At 39.0% G+C, this 14,427-nt stretch carries 15 protein-coding genes; 13 read left to right on the top strand and 2 right to left on the bottom strand.

Annotation, left to right across the window (positions count from 1 at the left end; genetic code table 11):
* Nucleotides 1–56 precede the first annotated feature (56 nt).
* On the top strand, nt 57–1,535 hold the full coding sequence (gene guaB / locus BLS46_RS06085) for an IMP dehydrogenase (RefSeq protein ID WP_093586292.1): 1,479 nt from the start codon (nt 57–59) through the stop codon (nt 1,533–1,535).
* Nucleotides 1,536–1,588: 53 nt separating this feature from the next.
* Here guaB and recF read toward each other — a convergent pair whose 3' ends face one another.
* Both recF and yaaA read right to left on the bottom strand, forming a co-directional pair.
* Entirely contained in the window at nt 1,589–2,686 is a 1,098-nt protein-coding gene (gene recF, locus BLS46_RS06080) for a DNA replication/repair protein RecF (RefSeq protein ID WP_084974727.1), read from the bottom strand.
* Between the two features lie 2 nt (nt 2,687–2,688).
* A complete protein-coding gene (gene yaaA, locus BLS46_RS06075) occupies nt 2,689–3,057 on the bottom strand; it encodes a S4 domain-containing protein YaaA (protein WP_084974725.1) in 369 nt (122 codons plus the stop codon).
* A gap of 160 nt (nt 3,058–3,217) precedes the next feature.
* On the opposite strand from yaaA, the gene yfmF reads away from it, so the two are divergent.
* The 12 genes from yfmF to tsf all read left to right on the top strand — a co-directional run bounded on the left by yfmF (nt 3,218) and on the right by tsf (nt 14,392).
* Nucleotides 3,218–4,468: an EF-P 5-aminopentanol modification-associated protein YfmF gene (gene yfmF, locus BLS46_RS06070; protein WP_084974723.1), complete on the top strand. Its 1,251-nt coding sequence runs from the start codon at nt 3,218–3,220 to the stop codon at nt 4,466–4,468.
* On the top strand, nt 4,465–5,748 hold the full coding sequence (yfmH, locus tag BLS46_RS06065; protein WP_093586290.1) for an EF-P 5-aminopentanol modification-associated protein YfmH: 1,284 nt from the start codon (nt 4,465–4,467) through the stop codon (nt 5,746–5,748). The genes yfmF and yfmH overlap by 4 nt, the downstream gene beginning before the upstream one ends.
* A gap of 35 nt (nt 5,749–5,783) precedes the next feature.
* On the top strand, nt 5,784–6,608 hold the full coding sequence (gene rodZ / locus BLS46_RS06060) for a cytoskeleton protein RodZ (RefSeq protein ID WP_084974719.1): 825 nt from the start codon (nt 5,784–5,786) through the stop codon (nt 6,606–6,608).
* A 10-nt stretch (nt 6,609–6,618) separates the two neighbouring features.
* On the top strand, nt 6,619–7,164 hold the full coding sequence (gene pgsA, locus BLS46_RS06055) for a CDP-diacylglycerol--glycerol-3-phosphate 3-phosphatidyltransferase (RefSeq protein WP_084974717.1): 546 nt from the start codon (nt 6,619–6,621) through the stop codon (nt 7,162–7,164).
* The gene (locus BLS46_RS06050) at nt 7,161–7,988 is read left to right on the top strand and encodes an energy-coupling factor ABC transporter ATP-binding protein (RefSeq protein ID WP_084974715.1); all 828 of its coding nucleotides are present in this window, start codon (nt 7,161–7,163) and stop codon (nt 7,986–7,988) included. The genes pgsA and BLS46_RS06050 overlap by 4 nt, the downstream gene beginning before the upstream one ends.
* Complete coding sequence (locus BLS46_RS06045) at nt 7,973–8,812, top strand: energy-coupling factor transporter ATPase (RefSeq protein WP_093586286.1); 840 nt, start codon at nt 7,973–7,975, stop codon at nt 8,810–8,812. The genes BLS46_RS06050 and BLS46_RS06045 overlap by 16 nt, the downstream gene beginning before the upstream one ends.
* Nucleotides 8,805–9,599 carry an energy-coupling factor transporter transmembrane component T family protein gene (locus tag BLS46_RS06040; protein ID WP_093586284.1) on the top strand — a complete coding sequence of 265 codons (795 nt, stop codon included), beginning with the start codon at nt 8,805–8,807 and terminating at the stop codon, nt 9,597–9,599. The genes BLS46_RS06045 and BLS46_RS06040 overlap by 8 nt, the downstream gene beginning before the upstream one ends.
* Nucleotides 9,600–9,659: 60 nt before the next feature.
* Nucleotides 9,660–10,475 carry a rod shape-determining protein MreC gene (gene mreC, locus BLS46_RS06035; RefSeq protein WP_042903074.1) on the top strand — a complete coding sequence of 272 codons (816 nt, stop codon included), beginning with the start codon at nt 9,660–9,662 and terminating at the stop codon, nt 10,473–10,475.
* Between the two features lie 2 nt (nt 10,476–10,477).
* Nucleotides 10,478–10,972, top strand: coding sequence for a rod shape-determining protein MreD (gene mreD, locus BLS46_RS06030; RefSeq protein ID WP_093586282.1), 495 nt, complete (start codon nt 10,478–10,480; stop codon nt 10,970–10,972).
* A gap of 93 nt (nt 10,973–11,065) precedes the next feature.
* Entirely contained in the window at nt 11,066–12,271 is a 1,206-nt protein-coding gene (gene pcsB / locus BLS46_RS06025; protein WP_093586280.1) for a peptidoglycan hydrolase PcsB, read from the top strand.
* Nucleotides 12,272–12,493: 222 nt separating this feature from the next.
* Complete coding sequence (gene rpsB / locus BLS46_RS06020) at nt 12,494–13,273, top strand: 30S ribosomal protein S2 (RefSeq protein ID WP_002876048.1); 780 nt, start codon at nt 12,494–12,496, stop codon at nt 13,271–13,273.
* A 78-nt stretch (nt 13,274–13,351) separates the two neighbouring features.
* Nucleotides 13,352–14,392, top strand: coding sequence for a translation elongation factor Ts (gene tsf, locus BLS46_RS06015; protein WP_093586278.1), 1,041 nt, complete (start codon nt 13,352–13,354; stop codon nt 14,390–14,392).
* The last annotated feature ends 35 nt before the right edge of the window (nt 14,393–14,427 follow it).

Genomic DNA, 14,427 nt, shown 5'->3' with positions numbered 1-14,427 from the left:
GATAGATACAATACAAAAAGAGTCAAGCTCAAAAAGAAAGAAAAGAGGAAACTTCAATGTCTAATTGGGATACTAAATTTTTAAAAAAAGGTTTTACCTTTGATGATGTATTGCTCATTCCAGCAGAAAGTCATGTGTTGCCTAATGATGCAGATTTAACAACAAAATTGGCAGATAATCTGACTTTAAATATCCCAATTATAACAGCCGCCATGGATACAGTCACAGAAAGTCAAATGGCCATTGCTATTGCTCGTGCAGGTGGTCTTGGAGTAATCCATAAAAATATGTCTATTGCGCAACAGGCAGATGAAGTTCGCAAGGTAAAACGTTCTGAAAATGGTGTTATTATTGATCCATTCTTCTTGACTCCAGAACACACTATTGCTGAAGCGGACGAACTGATGGGACGCTACCGTATCAGTGGTGTTCCAGTTGTGGAAACACTTGAAAATCGTAAATTGGTTGGTATTCTAACAAATCGAGATCTTCGCTTTATTTCAGATTACAATCAGCCAATCTCAAACCATATGACTAGTGAAAATCTTGTTACTGCCCCTGTTGGTACAGATCTTGCAACAGCTGAGAGTATTCTTCAAGAACACCGTATTGAAAAACTTCCTTTAGTTGATGAAGAAGGTCGTCTTTCTGGCTTGATTACTATTAAAGATATTGAAAAAGTGATTGAATTTCCAAATGCAGCAAAAGATGAGTTTGGTCGTCTCTTAGTTGCTGGTGCGGTAGGTGTCACTTCAGATACATTTGAACGTGCCGAAGCCCTTTTTGAAGCAGGAGCTGACGCAATTGTTATTGATACTGCTCATGGTCACTCTGCAGGTGTCTTGCGTAAAATTGCTGAGATTCGTGCTCACTTCCCAGATCGTACTTTGATTGCTGGAAATATTGCAACAGCTGAGGGTGCACGTGCACTTTATGAAGCGGGTGTAGACGTTGTTAAGGTTGGTATTGGACCAGGTTCTATCTGTACAACTCGTGTGATTGCAGGTGTCGGTGTACCACAAGTAACAGCAATCTACAATGCAGCTGCAGTTGCGCGTGAATATGGAAAAACAATCATTGCAGATGGTGGAATCAAGTACTCTGGAGATATTGTAAAAGCCCTTGCTGCAGGTGGAAATGCAGTGATGCTTGGATCAATGTTTGCTGGAACAGATGAAGCGCCAGGTGAAACAGAAATCTTCCAAGGACGTAAGTTTAAGACTTACCGTGGTATGGGGTCAATCGCTGCAATGAAAAAAGGTTCGAGTGACCGTTACTTCCAAGGTTCTGTCAATGAAGCGAACAAACTTGTTCCAGAAGGAATTGAAGGTCGTGTTGCCTATAAAGGCGCAGCAGCTGATATCGTCTTCCAAATGATTGGTGGTATTCGCTCTGGTATGGGTTACTGTGGTGCAGCTAACCTTAAAGAATTGCATGACAACGCTCAATTTATTGAAATGTCTGGTGCAGGTTTGAAAGAAAGCCATCCTCATGATGTACAAATCACTAATGAAGCACCAAACTACTCTATGTAAGAAGTAAAAAAAGAACTCCTGAAAATCAGGAGTTCTTTTTGTTTACAAAAGTGTCAAGTTTGATTTACAGATATTTTGCCATTTTGGATATTGAAGATACTAAGATTTTCTGGCAAATTTTGCAAGTGGTCTAAACTTGTTGTTGTGATAAAGGTTTGGATAGATTGTGAAATCGTTTCTAATAATTTTAGTTGTCTAGTGTTGTCAAGTTCGCTCATAACATCGTCAAGTAGTAATATTGGAGATTCTTTAGTAATACTTTCCATTAACTCTATTTCTGCTAATTTTATAGAGAGTACAAGACTACGATGTTGACCCTGACTTCCAAAACTAGCGTCCATACCATTGATATAGAAAGAAATGTCATCTCGATGAGGGCCAACACCAGTATTCTTTTTAAATAAGTCTCTTGATCTACTTTTTTCTAAAGCCATTTTAAAAGAATCCATTAACAGTTCTTCATCAGTAAAGTTGACAGATGATTGATAAGATATTGACAGTTCTTCTAATTGATTTGAAATTTCTAAGTGTTTTTTTTGACCAAATTTTTCTAAATCTTTAACGAATTTTATCCGATGCTTTATGACGCGACAACCGTATTCTACCAACTGATCATCTAAGACTGACAGAAATGTTTCGTCAATCTTTTGACTGGATTTTAGGTAAGTATTTCTTTGCTTGAGTATATGGTTGTAGTTTGACAGGTCTGACAAGTAGATTGGTTTAATTTGTCCAAGTTCGATATCTATAAACTTTCGGCGAATGGAAGGTGCTCCTTTAATTATCTGGAGATCTTCAGGTGCGAAGAGAACAACATTCATATGTCCGATGTAGTCTGATAAGCGAGCTTGTTTTAAGTGATTGACTTTAGTCACACGCCCTTTTGGTGTTAAATCAATTTCTAGAGGGATAGAACCTGTTTTTTTCTGTAGTAAGCCAGAAAGATGGAGTTGTTCTTCATCAAAATGAATAAGATTTCTATCTGTCCGAGTACGATGGCTGCGTGTTAAGGCCAAGAAATAGATTGCTTCTAGCATATTGGTCTTTCCTTGCGCATTTTGGCCTAAAAAGACGTTTAATTTTGGATTAAAATCAATTTTTGCCTCTTTGTAGTTTCGAAAGTTTTTTATTATTAAATGTTGGAGCCACATGATTATCTTCCTGGAAAACGTGGAGCTTGTTTGGCTTTAGGTGATGAAGTAGTTTTTTGTTTTTCTTTCTTGACACCTTTATTCATCTCTTTGACAAGTTTAGCAATCCGCTCTTTTTCAATCTTATCTGCTTGGTATTCTTCTTGCTCTTTTAAACTTGGTTTTGTCAAGGTGATGTCAATCTTTAAATCAGGAATGTCAATCGCATCTCCAACACGGATTTTTTTCCCACGTCTACTTTCTAATTCACCATTAAAGTAAACTTGATGCTCCATTAAAAAGGATTTAATAGCACCACCGCTTTGTATAATTCCAATCTCTTTTAGGAGGGCTTGGAGCGTAATAAATTCTTCAAATAATTTGTATTCCATAATTCACCTCAATCTTTGGTATTATACCATATTTTCCCTGAAATAGCTGAAGGAAAGTCAGTCGAAATGAAAACGATTTTACTTTTGAAAGCTATAAAGAGAACAAGAAAAATTTTGATTTTCGTGGTATAATAGAACTCTATATGTAAGGAGGTAAGGTATGGAGTTGGTGTCTGGAATTTCAGCAAATTTTATTCAATCCAAAAAGTTTAAAACAAATAAAATCACTATTCGTTTTACTGCTCCCTTATCTCTTGAGACAATAGCGGGACGCATGTTAAGTGCAAGTATGTTGGAAACTGCCAATAAAGCTCACCCAACATCTCAAGCTTTTCGCAGATACTTGGCAAGTTTATATGGAACAGATATTTCTACGAGTGCTTATCGTAGGGGACAGGTACATATTCTTGACCTAACATTTACCTATGTGAGGGATGATTTTTTAAGTAAAAAGAATGTCTTGACTTCTCAAATATTTGAATTGGTGAAACAGACTTTATTTTCCCCCTTAGCTCAAGATGGTGCTTTTGAGCCAGCCTTATTTGAAATTGAAAGAAAACAGTTATTGGCTAGTTTGGCTACTGATATGGATGATTCATTTTATTTTGCTCATAAGGAGTTGGATAGCTTGTTCTTCCGTGATGAGCGTCTTCAATTGAGATACAGTGATTTACGAAATCGCATTTCAAATGAGTCTCCGGAAAGTAGCTACACTTGCTTTCAAGATGCTCTGAACAAAGATCGAATTGATTTCTTTTTCTTGGGTGATTTTAATGAAGTAGAAGTGAAGGAGTGGTTGAGGTCATTCTCCTTTACTGGGCGTCAAATCGATGTCAAGCCTCAGTACAAACAACCATATTCAAATGTCCTTCGGGAAGGAATGGTTCGTAAGAATGTGGGCCAATCCGTTTTGGAATTGGCTTACCATTGTTCTACGAGCTATGGAGACAAGCATCATTTGGCCATGGTAGTAATGAATGGTCTGTTAGGTGGTTTTGCTCACTCTAAGCTTTTTACAAATGTTCGGGAAAATGCTGGTCTAGCCTACACTATCTCCAGTCAATTGGATTTATTTAGTGGTCAATTGAGGATGTATGCTGGCATTGATCGGGAAAAGCGCAATCAAGCCAGAAAATTGATGAATCATCAATTACTTGAACTAAAGAAAGGTAATTTTACAGATTTGGAGATTGAACAGACTAAGGAGATGATTCGCAGAACCTTATTGCTTTCGCAAGATAGTCAGAGCTCACTAATCGAGCGAGTTTACTTGAATAGTTTGTTAGGGAAATCTACATCAGATTTTGACAATTGGATTGAAAAATTAAATCAAGTTGATAAAGAAGCTATCTGCAAAGCAGCAAATAGTGTTCGGTTACAAGCGATATACTTTATGGAAGGAATAGAATGACACCAGTTACCTTTGAAGAAAAATACTATCCTGCTGTAAAGGAGACGGTTTATCAGACTCGTCTATCAAATGGATTGACAGTGTCTCTCCTTCCTAAGAAACAATTTAATGAAGTTTACGGAGTTGTAACAGTTCGATTTGGATCAGTAGACACAAGCTTTACACTATCTGAAAAAGGTTTACAGTGTTATCCAGCTGGAATTGCACATTTTCTTGAACATAAACTATTTGAGAGAGAAAATGCTGAAGATATTATGGAGTCTTTTACACACTTGGGAGCTGATAGCAATGCTTTTACGAGTTTTACAAAGACGAGCTATTTGTTTTCAACAATAGATCATTTATCAGAAAATTTGGATTTGCTTGAGGAGTTGGTAACAGTTGCTCATTTTACAGAAGAGTCAGTTGAGAGAGAGAGGGAAATTATCCAACAGGAACGTGAGATGTACCAAGATGATCCAGATTCGCGCCTGTTTTTTGCAACATTAGCAAATCTTTATCCTAATACTCCTCTGGCGGCAGATATTGTTGGAAGTGAAAAATCAATTAACAATATCCAGCTAAATGACTTAAAAGATAACTTTACAGCCTTTTACAAACCTGTCAATATGTCTTTGTTTTTAGTTGGCAATTTTGATGTAGATACGGTTGAGAAGTATTTTTCGCAAAAAAAACTTAGAAACTTGGAAGAAATGGTAGTAAGGAAGGAGAAGCTTACTTTACAAGCTGTCAAAGAAACAGACAGTCTCCGGATGGAGGTTTCTTCTCCAAAGCTTGCTGTTGGAATTAGGGGAGCAGGTGAGGTAGCAGAAGAAGCTTGCTACCGTTATAATGTTTTGCTAAGATTATTGTTTACGATGATGTTTGGTTGGACTTCTGAACGATTTCAAAAGTTATATGAGACAGGGAAGTTGGATGCCTCGCTGTCCTTAGAGGTGGAAGTGAATAGCCGCTTTCATTTTGTAATGTTGACGATGGAAACAAAAGAACCTGTTTCGTTGTCGCATCAATTTCGAAAGGCTATTCTCAACTTTACGAAAGATTCAGATCTTACAGAGGAACATCTCGATCTTGTTAAGAGTGAGATGTTTGGGGAATTTTTCAGTAGTATGAACTCCTTGGAGTTTATTGCGACACAGTATGAACCAGTCGACAGAGGAGAAACTATTTTTGATTTACCAAAAATTTTACAAGAAATTACTTTAGACGATGTTCTTGAAGCAGGTCATCGTTTGATAGATGATGGTGATCTAGTTGATTTTACAATCTTTCCAGCTTAAAAGATAACTAATACTAGAAAGAAGGAATGGTACGTATGAGAAAAAAAACAATTGGCGAGGTTCTACGTTTAGCTAGAATTAACCAGGGATTGAGTATAGAAGAACTGCAGGCAAAAACGGATATTCAGATGAATTTATTAGAGGCTATGGAGGCTGATGATTTTGATCAACTTCCTAGTCCATTTTATGCTCGTTCTTTTTTGAGAAAATATGCCTGGGCGGTTGAATTGGACGAGCGAATCATTTTGGATGCCTATGATTCGGGAAGCATGATTACCTACGAAGAGGTAGATGTTGATGAAGAAGACTTGTCTGGTCGTAGACGATCAAATAAGAAAAAAACGTCTTATCTCCCCTTGTTTTATTTCGTTCTATTTGCTTTGTCGATTTTAATTTTTGTGACTTATTATGTTTGGAATTATATCCAGACTCAACCAACGCGTCCTTCTTCGCCTAATTATAGTATTGTGAGCTCAACTAGTTCAACAACTTCAACTAGTTCATCTTCTAGTAGTCAGACGTCTAGCTCGTCTTCTACTACGGAATCAACTATTACAGTGTCAGGCGAAGGAAACCGCATTGAAGCTCGCTATAAAACGAGTAAGGAAACAGCTACGGTTCAGCTGACAGTTTCAGATGCAACTAGCTGGGTTAGTGTTTCAGGGAGTGAGCTGGAAGGTGGTGTGACACTATCCGCAGACAATAAAAATGCAAAAACAACAGTTTCGACGAAAGAACCTGTGACTATTACTTTGGGTGTAGTGAAGGGAGTTACTTTAACTGTGGACAATCAAACGATCGACACCTCGAAGCTGACAACTCAGACTGGAACTGTAACACTTACATTCACTACAGATTAAGGAAAAACCAATGAAGAAAGAACAAATTCCTAATGTATTAACTATTGGTAGAATTCTCTTTATACCTCTCTTTATTTTTATTTTGACTTTGGACCATTCACAAGGCAGTCATTTGCTGGCAGCGATCATCTTTGCAGTTGCTAGTATAACGGATTATCTCGATGGCTATCTTGCTCGTAAATGGAATGTAGTCAGCAACTTTGGAAAGTTTGCAGATCCGATGGCGGATAAGTTGCTGGTTATGTCAGCTTTTATCATGTTGATTGAGTTAGGTATGGCTCCAGCTTGGGTTGTTGCTATTATCATCTGTCGTGAACTTGCGGTGACCGGCCTACGGCTGTTGCTCGTTGAGACGGGAGGAACGGTTCTAGCAGCAGCGATGCCAGGGAAAATCAAGACCTTTAGTCAGATGTTTGCCATTATCTTTTTGCTCTTACATTGGAATTTAATTGGTCAACTGTTGCTTTATATAGCTTTGTTTTTCACTATCTACTCTGGTTATGATTATTTCAAGGGTAGCGCTTATGTATTCAAAGGGACATTTGGTTCGAAATGAAATCGATTATTGAAGTAAAAAATCTGTCTTTTCGTTACAAAGAAGACCAGGAACACTATGACGTTAATAATGTCTCGTTTCACGTGAAACGGGGAGAATGGCTTTCGATTGTAGGTCATAATGGGAGTGGGAAATCGACAACTATCCGTTTGATTGATGGCTTGCTTGAAGCAGAGTCTGGGGAAATCTGGATAGATGGGCAACTGCTGTCCTCTGAGAACGTTTGGGACTTGCGTCGTCAAATTGGTATGGTTTTTCAAAATCCAGATAATCAATTTGTAGGTGCAACTGTTGAAGATGATGTTGCCTTCGGTCTAGAAAATCAGGGACTTCCTCGTGAAGAAATGAAGAAAAGAGTGGCTGAATCTTTGGAGTTGGTAGGGATGCTGGACTTTAAGAAGAGAGAACCAGCTCGTTTGTCTGGTGGACAAAAACAACGTGTGGCTATTGCAGGAGTTGTTGCCTTGAGACCAGCTATTTTAATTCTAGATGAGGCTACAAGTATGTTGGACCCCGAGGGACGAAGAGAACTGATTCAGACAGTTCAAGAGATTCGAAAAGACCACCAGATGACAGTCGTCTCCATTACACATGACTTAGAAGAAGTTGCGATGAGTGAACGTGTCTTGGTCATGAAAAAAGGTCAAGTGGAGTCAACCAGCAGCCCAAGAGAACTTTTTTCTCGGGATGACCTTGACCAGATAGGGCTAGATGAGCCTTTTACTAATCAATTGAGAGAATCTTTGAGAGAGGCTGGCTATCAGTTGCCGGATGGCTATTTGACAGAAGGAGAGCTAGAGGACAAGCTATGGGAATTACTCTAGAAAATGTGAGCTTTACTTATCAAGAGGGGACTCCCCTATCTTCATCAGCCTTGACTGATGTTTCTTTGATGATTGAGGATGGTTCCTACACAGCTTTAGTAGGGCACACAGGTAGTGGGAAATCAACGATTTTACAGCTTTTAAATGGCCTATTGGTACCAAGTAAGGGTTCTGTTCGAGTTTTTGATACCGTCATTACCCCTACATCAACCAATAAAGAAATTCGTCAGATTCGAAAGCAAGTTGGTCTAGTGTTTCAATTTGCTGAAAACCAAATTTTTGAAGAGACTGTTTTGAAAGATGTGGCTTTTGGGCCGCAAAATTTTGGAGTTTCTGAGGAAGAGGCCAAGAAAATTGCGCGTGAAAAGTTAGCCTTGGTAGGCATCAATGAGTCACTCTTTGAGCGCAGTCCTTTTGAACTTTCGGGTGGCCAGATGAGACGTGTGGCTATAGCGGGTATGCTAGCCATGGAGCCAACTGTCTTGGTTTTGGATGAGCCGACAGCAGGGCTAGATCCTCTGGGCAGAAAAGAATTGATGACCCTGTTTAAAAAACTTCACCTTTCTGGAATGACAATCGTTCTGGTAACGCATTTGATGGATGACGTAGCTGAGTATGCTGATCAGGTTTACGTTATGGAAAAGGGGCGTTTAGTCAAAAGTGGCAAACCGAGTGAAGTTTTTCAAGATGTAGCCTTTATGGAAAATGTGCAGTTAGGTGTGCCTAAAATCACAGCCTTTTGTAAACGTTTGGCAGATAGAGGTGTAGCTTTTAAAAAACTACCAATCAAGATAGAGGAGTTTAAGGAGTCGCTAAATGGATAGTATGATTTTAGGGCGTTATATACCAGGAGATTCCATCATTCATCGCTTGGATCCCCGTAGTAAATTGCTCGCTATGATCCTGTTGATTTTGGTTGTATTTTGGGCCAATAATCCCCTCGCCAATCTCATTCTTTTTGTAGCAACAGGTATATTTATCGCTTTGTCGGGCGTTTCCCTCTCATTTTTTGTTCAGGGATTAAAATCCATGTTTTTCTTGATTGCTTTTACGACTCTATTTCAACTCTTTTTTATTTCAAGTGGAAATGTCTTATTTGAGTTTTCTTTTATAAGAATAACGGATTATGCTTTGCAGCAAGCAGGGATTATTTTCTGTCGTTTTGTGTTGATTATTTTCTTTTCAACTTTGCTAACGTTAACGACCATGCCTTTGAGTCTGGCAGCTGCAGTTGAATCTCTTTTAGCACCTCTGAAACGCGTGAAAGTTCCCGTTCATGAAATTGGTCTCATGTTATCAATGAGTTTGCGTTTTGTTCCAACCTTGATGGATGACACAACGAGAATTATGAATGCTCAAAAAGCGCGTGGAGTTGACTTTGGCGAAGGTAGCATCGTTCAAAAAGTAAAGGCTATGATTCCGATTTTAATTCCTCTTTTTGCGACGAGCTTAAAGCGTGCAGATTCATTGGCAATTGCCATGGAAGCACGTGGTTATCAGGGAGGAAAGGGTAGAAGTCAGTATAGACAGTTGAGATGGAGTCAAAAGGATACACTGGCAATTCTTGTGATTTTGGTACTGGGATGTTTCTTGTTTTTCTTAAAATCTTAGCAGGTTTGTAGGATTGATAAGAAGCTCACAGTAGCAGGTTTTTAGTATAAAGGTAGGAATATGAACCGTTTTAAAAAATCAAAATATCTAATCATCGTTTTTGTCACAGTTCTGGCAGTTTCTGTTCTATTAGTGACAACCTATTCAAGCGCTATTGTGACGAAACTAGGAGATGGGATTTCTTTAGTAGATAGAATTGTTCAAAAACCCTTTCAGTGGTTTGATACTTTCAAATCGGATTTGGGACATTTGACGCAGACTTACAATGAAAATGAGAGTCTAAAGAAACAGCTTTATCAACTAGAGGTGGAGTCTAATCAATCAGAAAGTTTAAAAAATGAAAATGAACAATTACGTCAGTTGCTGGATATGAAGTCAAAATTGCAGGCTACAAAAACCATTGCAGCAGATGTGATTATGCGAGCTCCAGTATCTTGGAAACAAGAGTTAACAATTGATGTGGGAAGTTCAAAAGGAGCTTCTGAAAATATGTTGGCCATTGCAAACGGGGGTTTGATTGGTAGTGTTTCAAAGGTGGAGGATCATTCAACAACGATCAACCTATTGACAAACACCGAAAATTCAGACAAAATTTCTGTTAAAATCCTGCATGGTTCTACTGAAATTTACGGGATTATCGTTGGTTATGATAAGGAATCTGAACTGCTTAAAATTAGTCAATTAAACAGCAACAGCGACATTAGCGCGGGAGACAAGGTGACTACAGGGGGGCTTGGAAACTTTAATGTTAAGGATATCCCTGTTGGAGAGGTTGTTGCTACAACACACAGCAGTGATTATCTAACAAAGGAAGTAACAGTAAAGTTAAGTGCTGACACCAAAAATCTTCACGTGGTAGAGTTAGTGGGGAATTAGCAATGAGACTGTTAAAACAAATTGGTATTTTCTTTTTACTCCCTTTTGTCGTACTAATTGATGCACATATTGGACAATTAGCGGGATCCTTCTTCCCTCACTTTCATTTAGCAAGTCATTTTCTGTTTTTATTTCTCTTGTTTGAGACAATTGAGGTTTCAGAATACCTCTATCTAGCTTATTGCGGTATAGTGGGTTTGGTGTACGATATCTATTTTTTCCACTTGATAGGAATTGCGACACTTCTATTTATCTTGATAGGAGCTTCGCTCCATAAATTTAATAGTGTAATTTTGCTAAACCGTTGGACAAGAATGTTAACAATAGTTGTAATGAGTTTCCTATTTGATATGGGGAGCTACCTCCTTGCTCTTGCTATGGGATTGACAGTAGAATCGATGCCAGTTTTCATCGTCTATAGCCTTGTCCCATCAATGATTCTGAACTTCTTATGGATGGTGATTTTCCAATATATTTTTGAAAAATATTATCTATGAGAAAGAAATATAAATGTAACAAAGGCGTAATATTTATTATGTCTTTTTTTGGTATACTAGTAATGTCTCAAATAGAAGGAGTATCGACAGAATATGAAGAAAAAAATCTTAGCGTCACTTTTGTTAAGTACAGTATTGGTCTCACAAACGGCAGTATTGACAACTGTTCGTGCAGAAACAACTGATGAAAAAATTGCTGCTCAAGATAATAAAATTAGCAGTTTAACAGCACAACAACAAGAAGCTCAAAAGCAAGTGGATCAAATCCAAGGTCAGGTTTCAACAATTCAAGCAGAGCAAGCAAGCTTGCAAGCCGAAAACGAAAAATTACAAGCTGAATCTAAAAAACTTGAGGGAGAAATTACAGAGCTTTCTAAAAATATCGTGGCTCGTAATGCTTCTTTAGAAAAACAAGCACGTAGCGCACAGACAAATGGAGCTGCGACTAGCTACATTAATACAATTGTAAACTCAAAATCAATCACAGAAGCCATTTCGCGTGTTGCTGCAATGAGCGAGATTGTATCGGCTAACAACAAAATGTTGGAGCAACAAAAGGCTGATAAAAAAGCAATTTCTGATAAACAAGTAGCCAATAATGAAGCAATCAATACAGTTATTGCTAACCAACAAAAACTGGCTGATGATGCGCAGGCATTGACAACTAAGCAAGCCGAGTTGAAGGTTGCAGAGTTGAATCTTGCTGCTGAAAAAGCTACTGCAGAAGGTGAAAAAGCTAGTTTGCTAGAGAAGAAAGCAACAGCAGAGGCAGAAGCACGTGCTGCTGCAGAAGCAGAAGCAGCTTACAGAGCACGTCAAACAAGCCAACAGCAGTCGGTTGTTGCTTCTGGAAACACAAGTTTCTCAGCTCAAGTACAGGCAACATCAACAACTGACGATGAGGATTCAAGCTACACTCCAGCACCTGCGCCAGCGCCTGCTAGACAACGCCCAACTTACAGCTCAAATGCTTCAAGTTATCCAACTGGTGAATGTACTTGGGGAGCTAAAACATTGGCACCTTGGGCTGGAGATTACTGGGGCAACGGAGCTCAGTGGGCAACAAGTGCAGCTGCAGCAGGATTCCATACAGGTTCAACTCCACAAGTTGGTGCGATTGCATGTTGGAATGATGGTGGTTATGGACACGTAGCGGTTGTTACAGCAGTTTCATCATCAACTCGTATTCAAGTATCAGAATCAAACTACGGTGGAGATCGTACAATCGGAAACAAACGTGGATGGTTCAACCCAACTACAACTTCTGAAGGTTACGTAACATACATCTATCCAAACTAATGAACCAAATAAAGAGGCTCGATTTGAGTCTCTTTTCATTTTTTAGTCTTAAGTTAGGTCAAAAACTAGCAAAATCACTTGAAAATATTGATAAAATATGATAGAATAAAACTTGTCGTGTAAACGATAATACTCATTCTTGATGAATTGTGAAACTGTTGCCCTTGGGTCGTTTTGCAAGCTGAAATCTAGAAGAGGAAAAAACAAAAAGGAGAAATACTCATGGCAGTAATTTCAATGAAACAACTTCTTGAGGCTGGTGTACACTTTGGTCACCAAACTCGTCGCTGGAACCCTAAGATGGCTAAGTACATCTTCACTGAGCGTAACGGAATCCACGTTATCGACTTGCAACAAACTGTAAAATACGCTGATCAAGCATATGACTTTATGCGTGATGCAGCAGCTAACGATGCAGTTGTATTGTTTGTTGGTACTAAGAAACAAGCTGCTGACGCTGTTGCTGAAGAAGCTGTACGTTCAGGTCAATACTACATCAACCACCGTTGGTTGGGTGGAACTCTTACTAACTGGGGGACTATCCAAAAACGTATTGCTCGTTTGAAAGAAATCAAACGTATGGAAGAAGAAGGAATCTTCGACGTTCTTCCTAAGAAAGAAGTTGCACTTCTTAATAAACAACGTGCACGTCTTGAAAAATTCTTGGGTGGTATCGAAGACATGCCTCGTATCCCAGATGTAATGTACGTAGTTGACCCACATAAAGAGCAAATCGCTGTTAAAGAAGCTAAAAAATTGGGTATCCCAGTTGTAGCGATGGTTGACACAAACACTGATCCAGACGATATCGATGTAATCATCCCAGCTAACGATGACGCTATCCGCGCGGTTAAATTGATCACAGCTAAATTGGCTGACGCTATCATTGAAGGACGTCAAGGTGAAGATGCAGCAGCAGTTGAAGCAGAATTTGCAGCTTCAGAAGCTCAAGCAGACTCAATCGAAGAAATCGTTGAAGTTGTAGAAGGCGACAACGCTTAATTCATATAAATAGTAATTACCTAGGAGGGCGGGGCTTAGCCCGGCTCTCCTATTTTTAAAAAATATAGGAGAATCAAAATGGCAGAAATTACAGCTAAACTCGTAAAAGAGTTGCGTGAAAAATCTGGTGCTGGTGTTATGGACGCTAAAAAAGCGCTTGTAGAAACAGACGGTGACATCGAAAAAGCGATTGAATTGCTTCGTGAAAAAGGTATGGCGAAAGCTGCTAAGAAAGCTGATCGTGTTGCTGCAGAAGGTTTGACTGGTGTTTATGTTAACGGTAACGTTGCAGCAGTAATTGAAGTAAACGCTGAAACTGACTTCGTTGCTAAAAATGCTCAATTCGTTGACTTGGTAAACGCTACAGCTAAAGTAATTGCTGAAGGAAAGCCAGCTAACAATGAAGAAGCTCTTGCTTTGACAATGCCTTCAGGTGAAACTCTTGAAGCAGCGTATGTATCTGCAACAGCAACTATCGGAGAAAAAATCTCATTCCGTCGTTTTGCTTTAATCGAAAAAACAGATGCACAACACTTTGGAGCTTACCAACACAACGGTGGTCGTATCGGTGTTATCTCAGTTATTGAAGGTGGAGACGAAGCTCTTGCTAAGCAAATCTCTATGCACATCGCAGCGATGAAACCAACAGTTCTTTCATACAAAGAATTGGACGCTCAATTCGTTAAAGATGAGTTGGCACAATTGAACCACGTAATTGATCAAGACAACGAAAGCCGTGCAATGGTTAACAAACCAGCTCTTCCACACTTGAAATATGGATCAAAAGCACAATTGACTGATGAAGTAATCGCTCAAGCTGAAGCTGACATCAAAGCTGAGTTGGCTGCAGAAGGCAAACCAGAAAAAATCTGGGACAAAATCATCCCAGGTAAAATGGACCGCTTCATGCTTGACAATACTAAAGTTGACCAGGCATACACACTTCTTGCACAAGTCTACATCATGGATGACAGCAAGACAGTTGAAGCTTATCTTGAATCAGTAAATGCTTCAGTAGTTGAGTTCGCTCGCTTTGAAGTTGGTGAAGGAATTGAGAAAGCTGCAAATGACTTCGAAGCTGAAGTTGCAGCTACAATGGCAGCAGCCTTGAATAATTAATAGAAAAGGAAGTGATTTGCTTCCTTTTTCTTTTG

Source organism: Streptococcus sp. NLAE-zl-C503, from assembly GCF_900104285.1.
Taxonomy (GTDB): Bacteria; Bacillota; Bacilli; order Lactobacillales; family Streptococcaceae; genus Streptococcus.
This window is presented reverse-complemented; position numbering and strand designations above follow the sequence as displayed.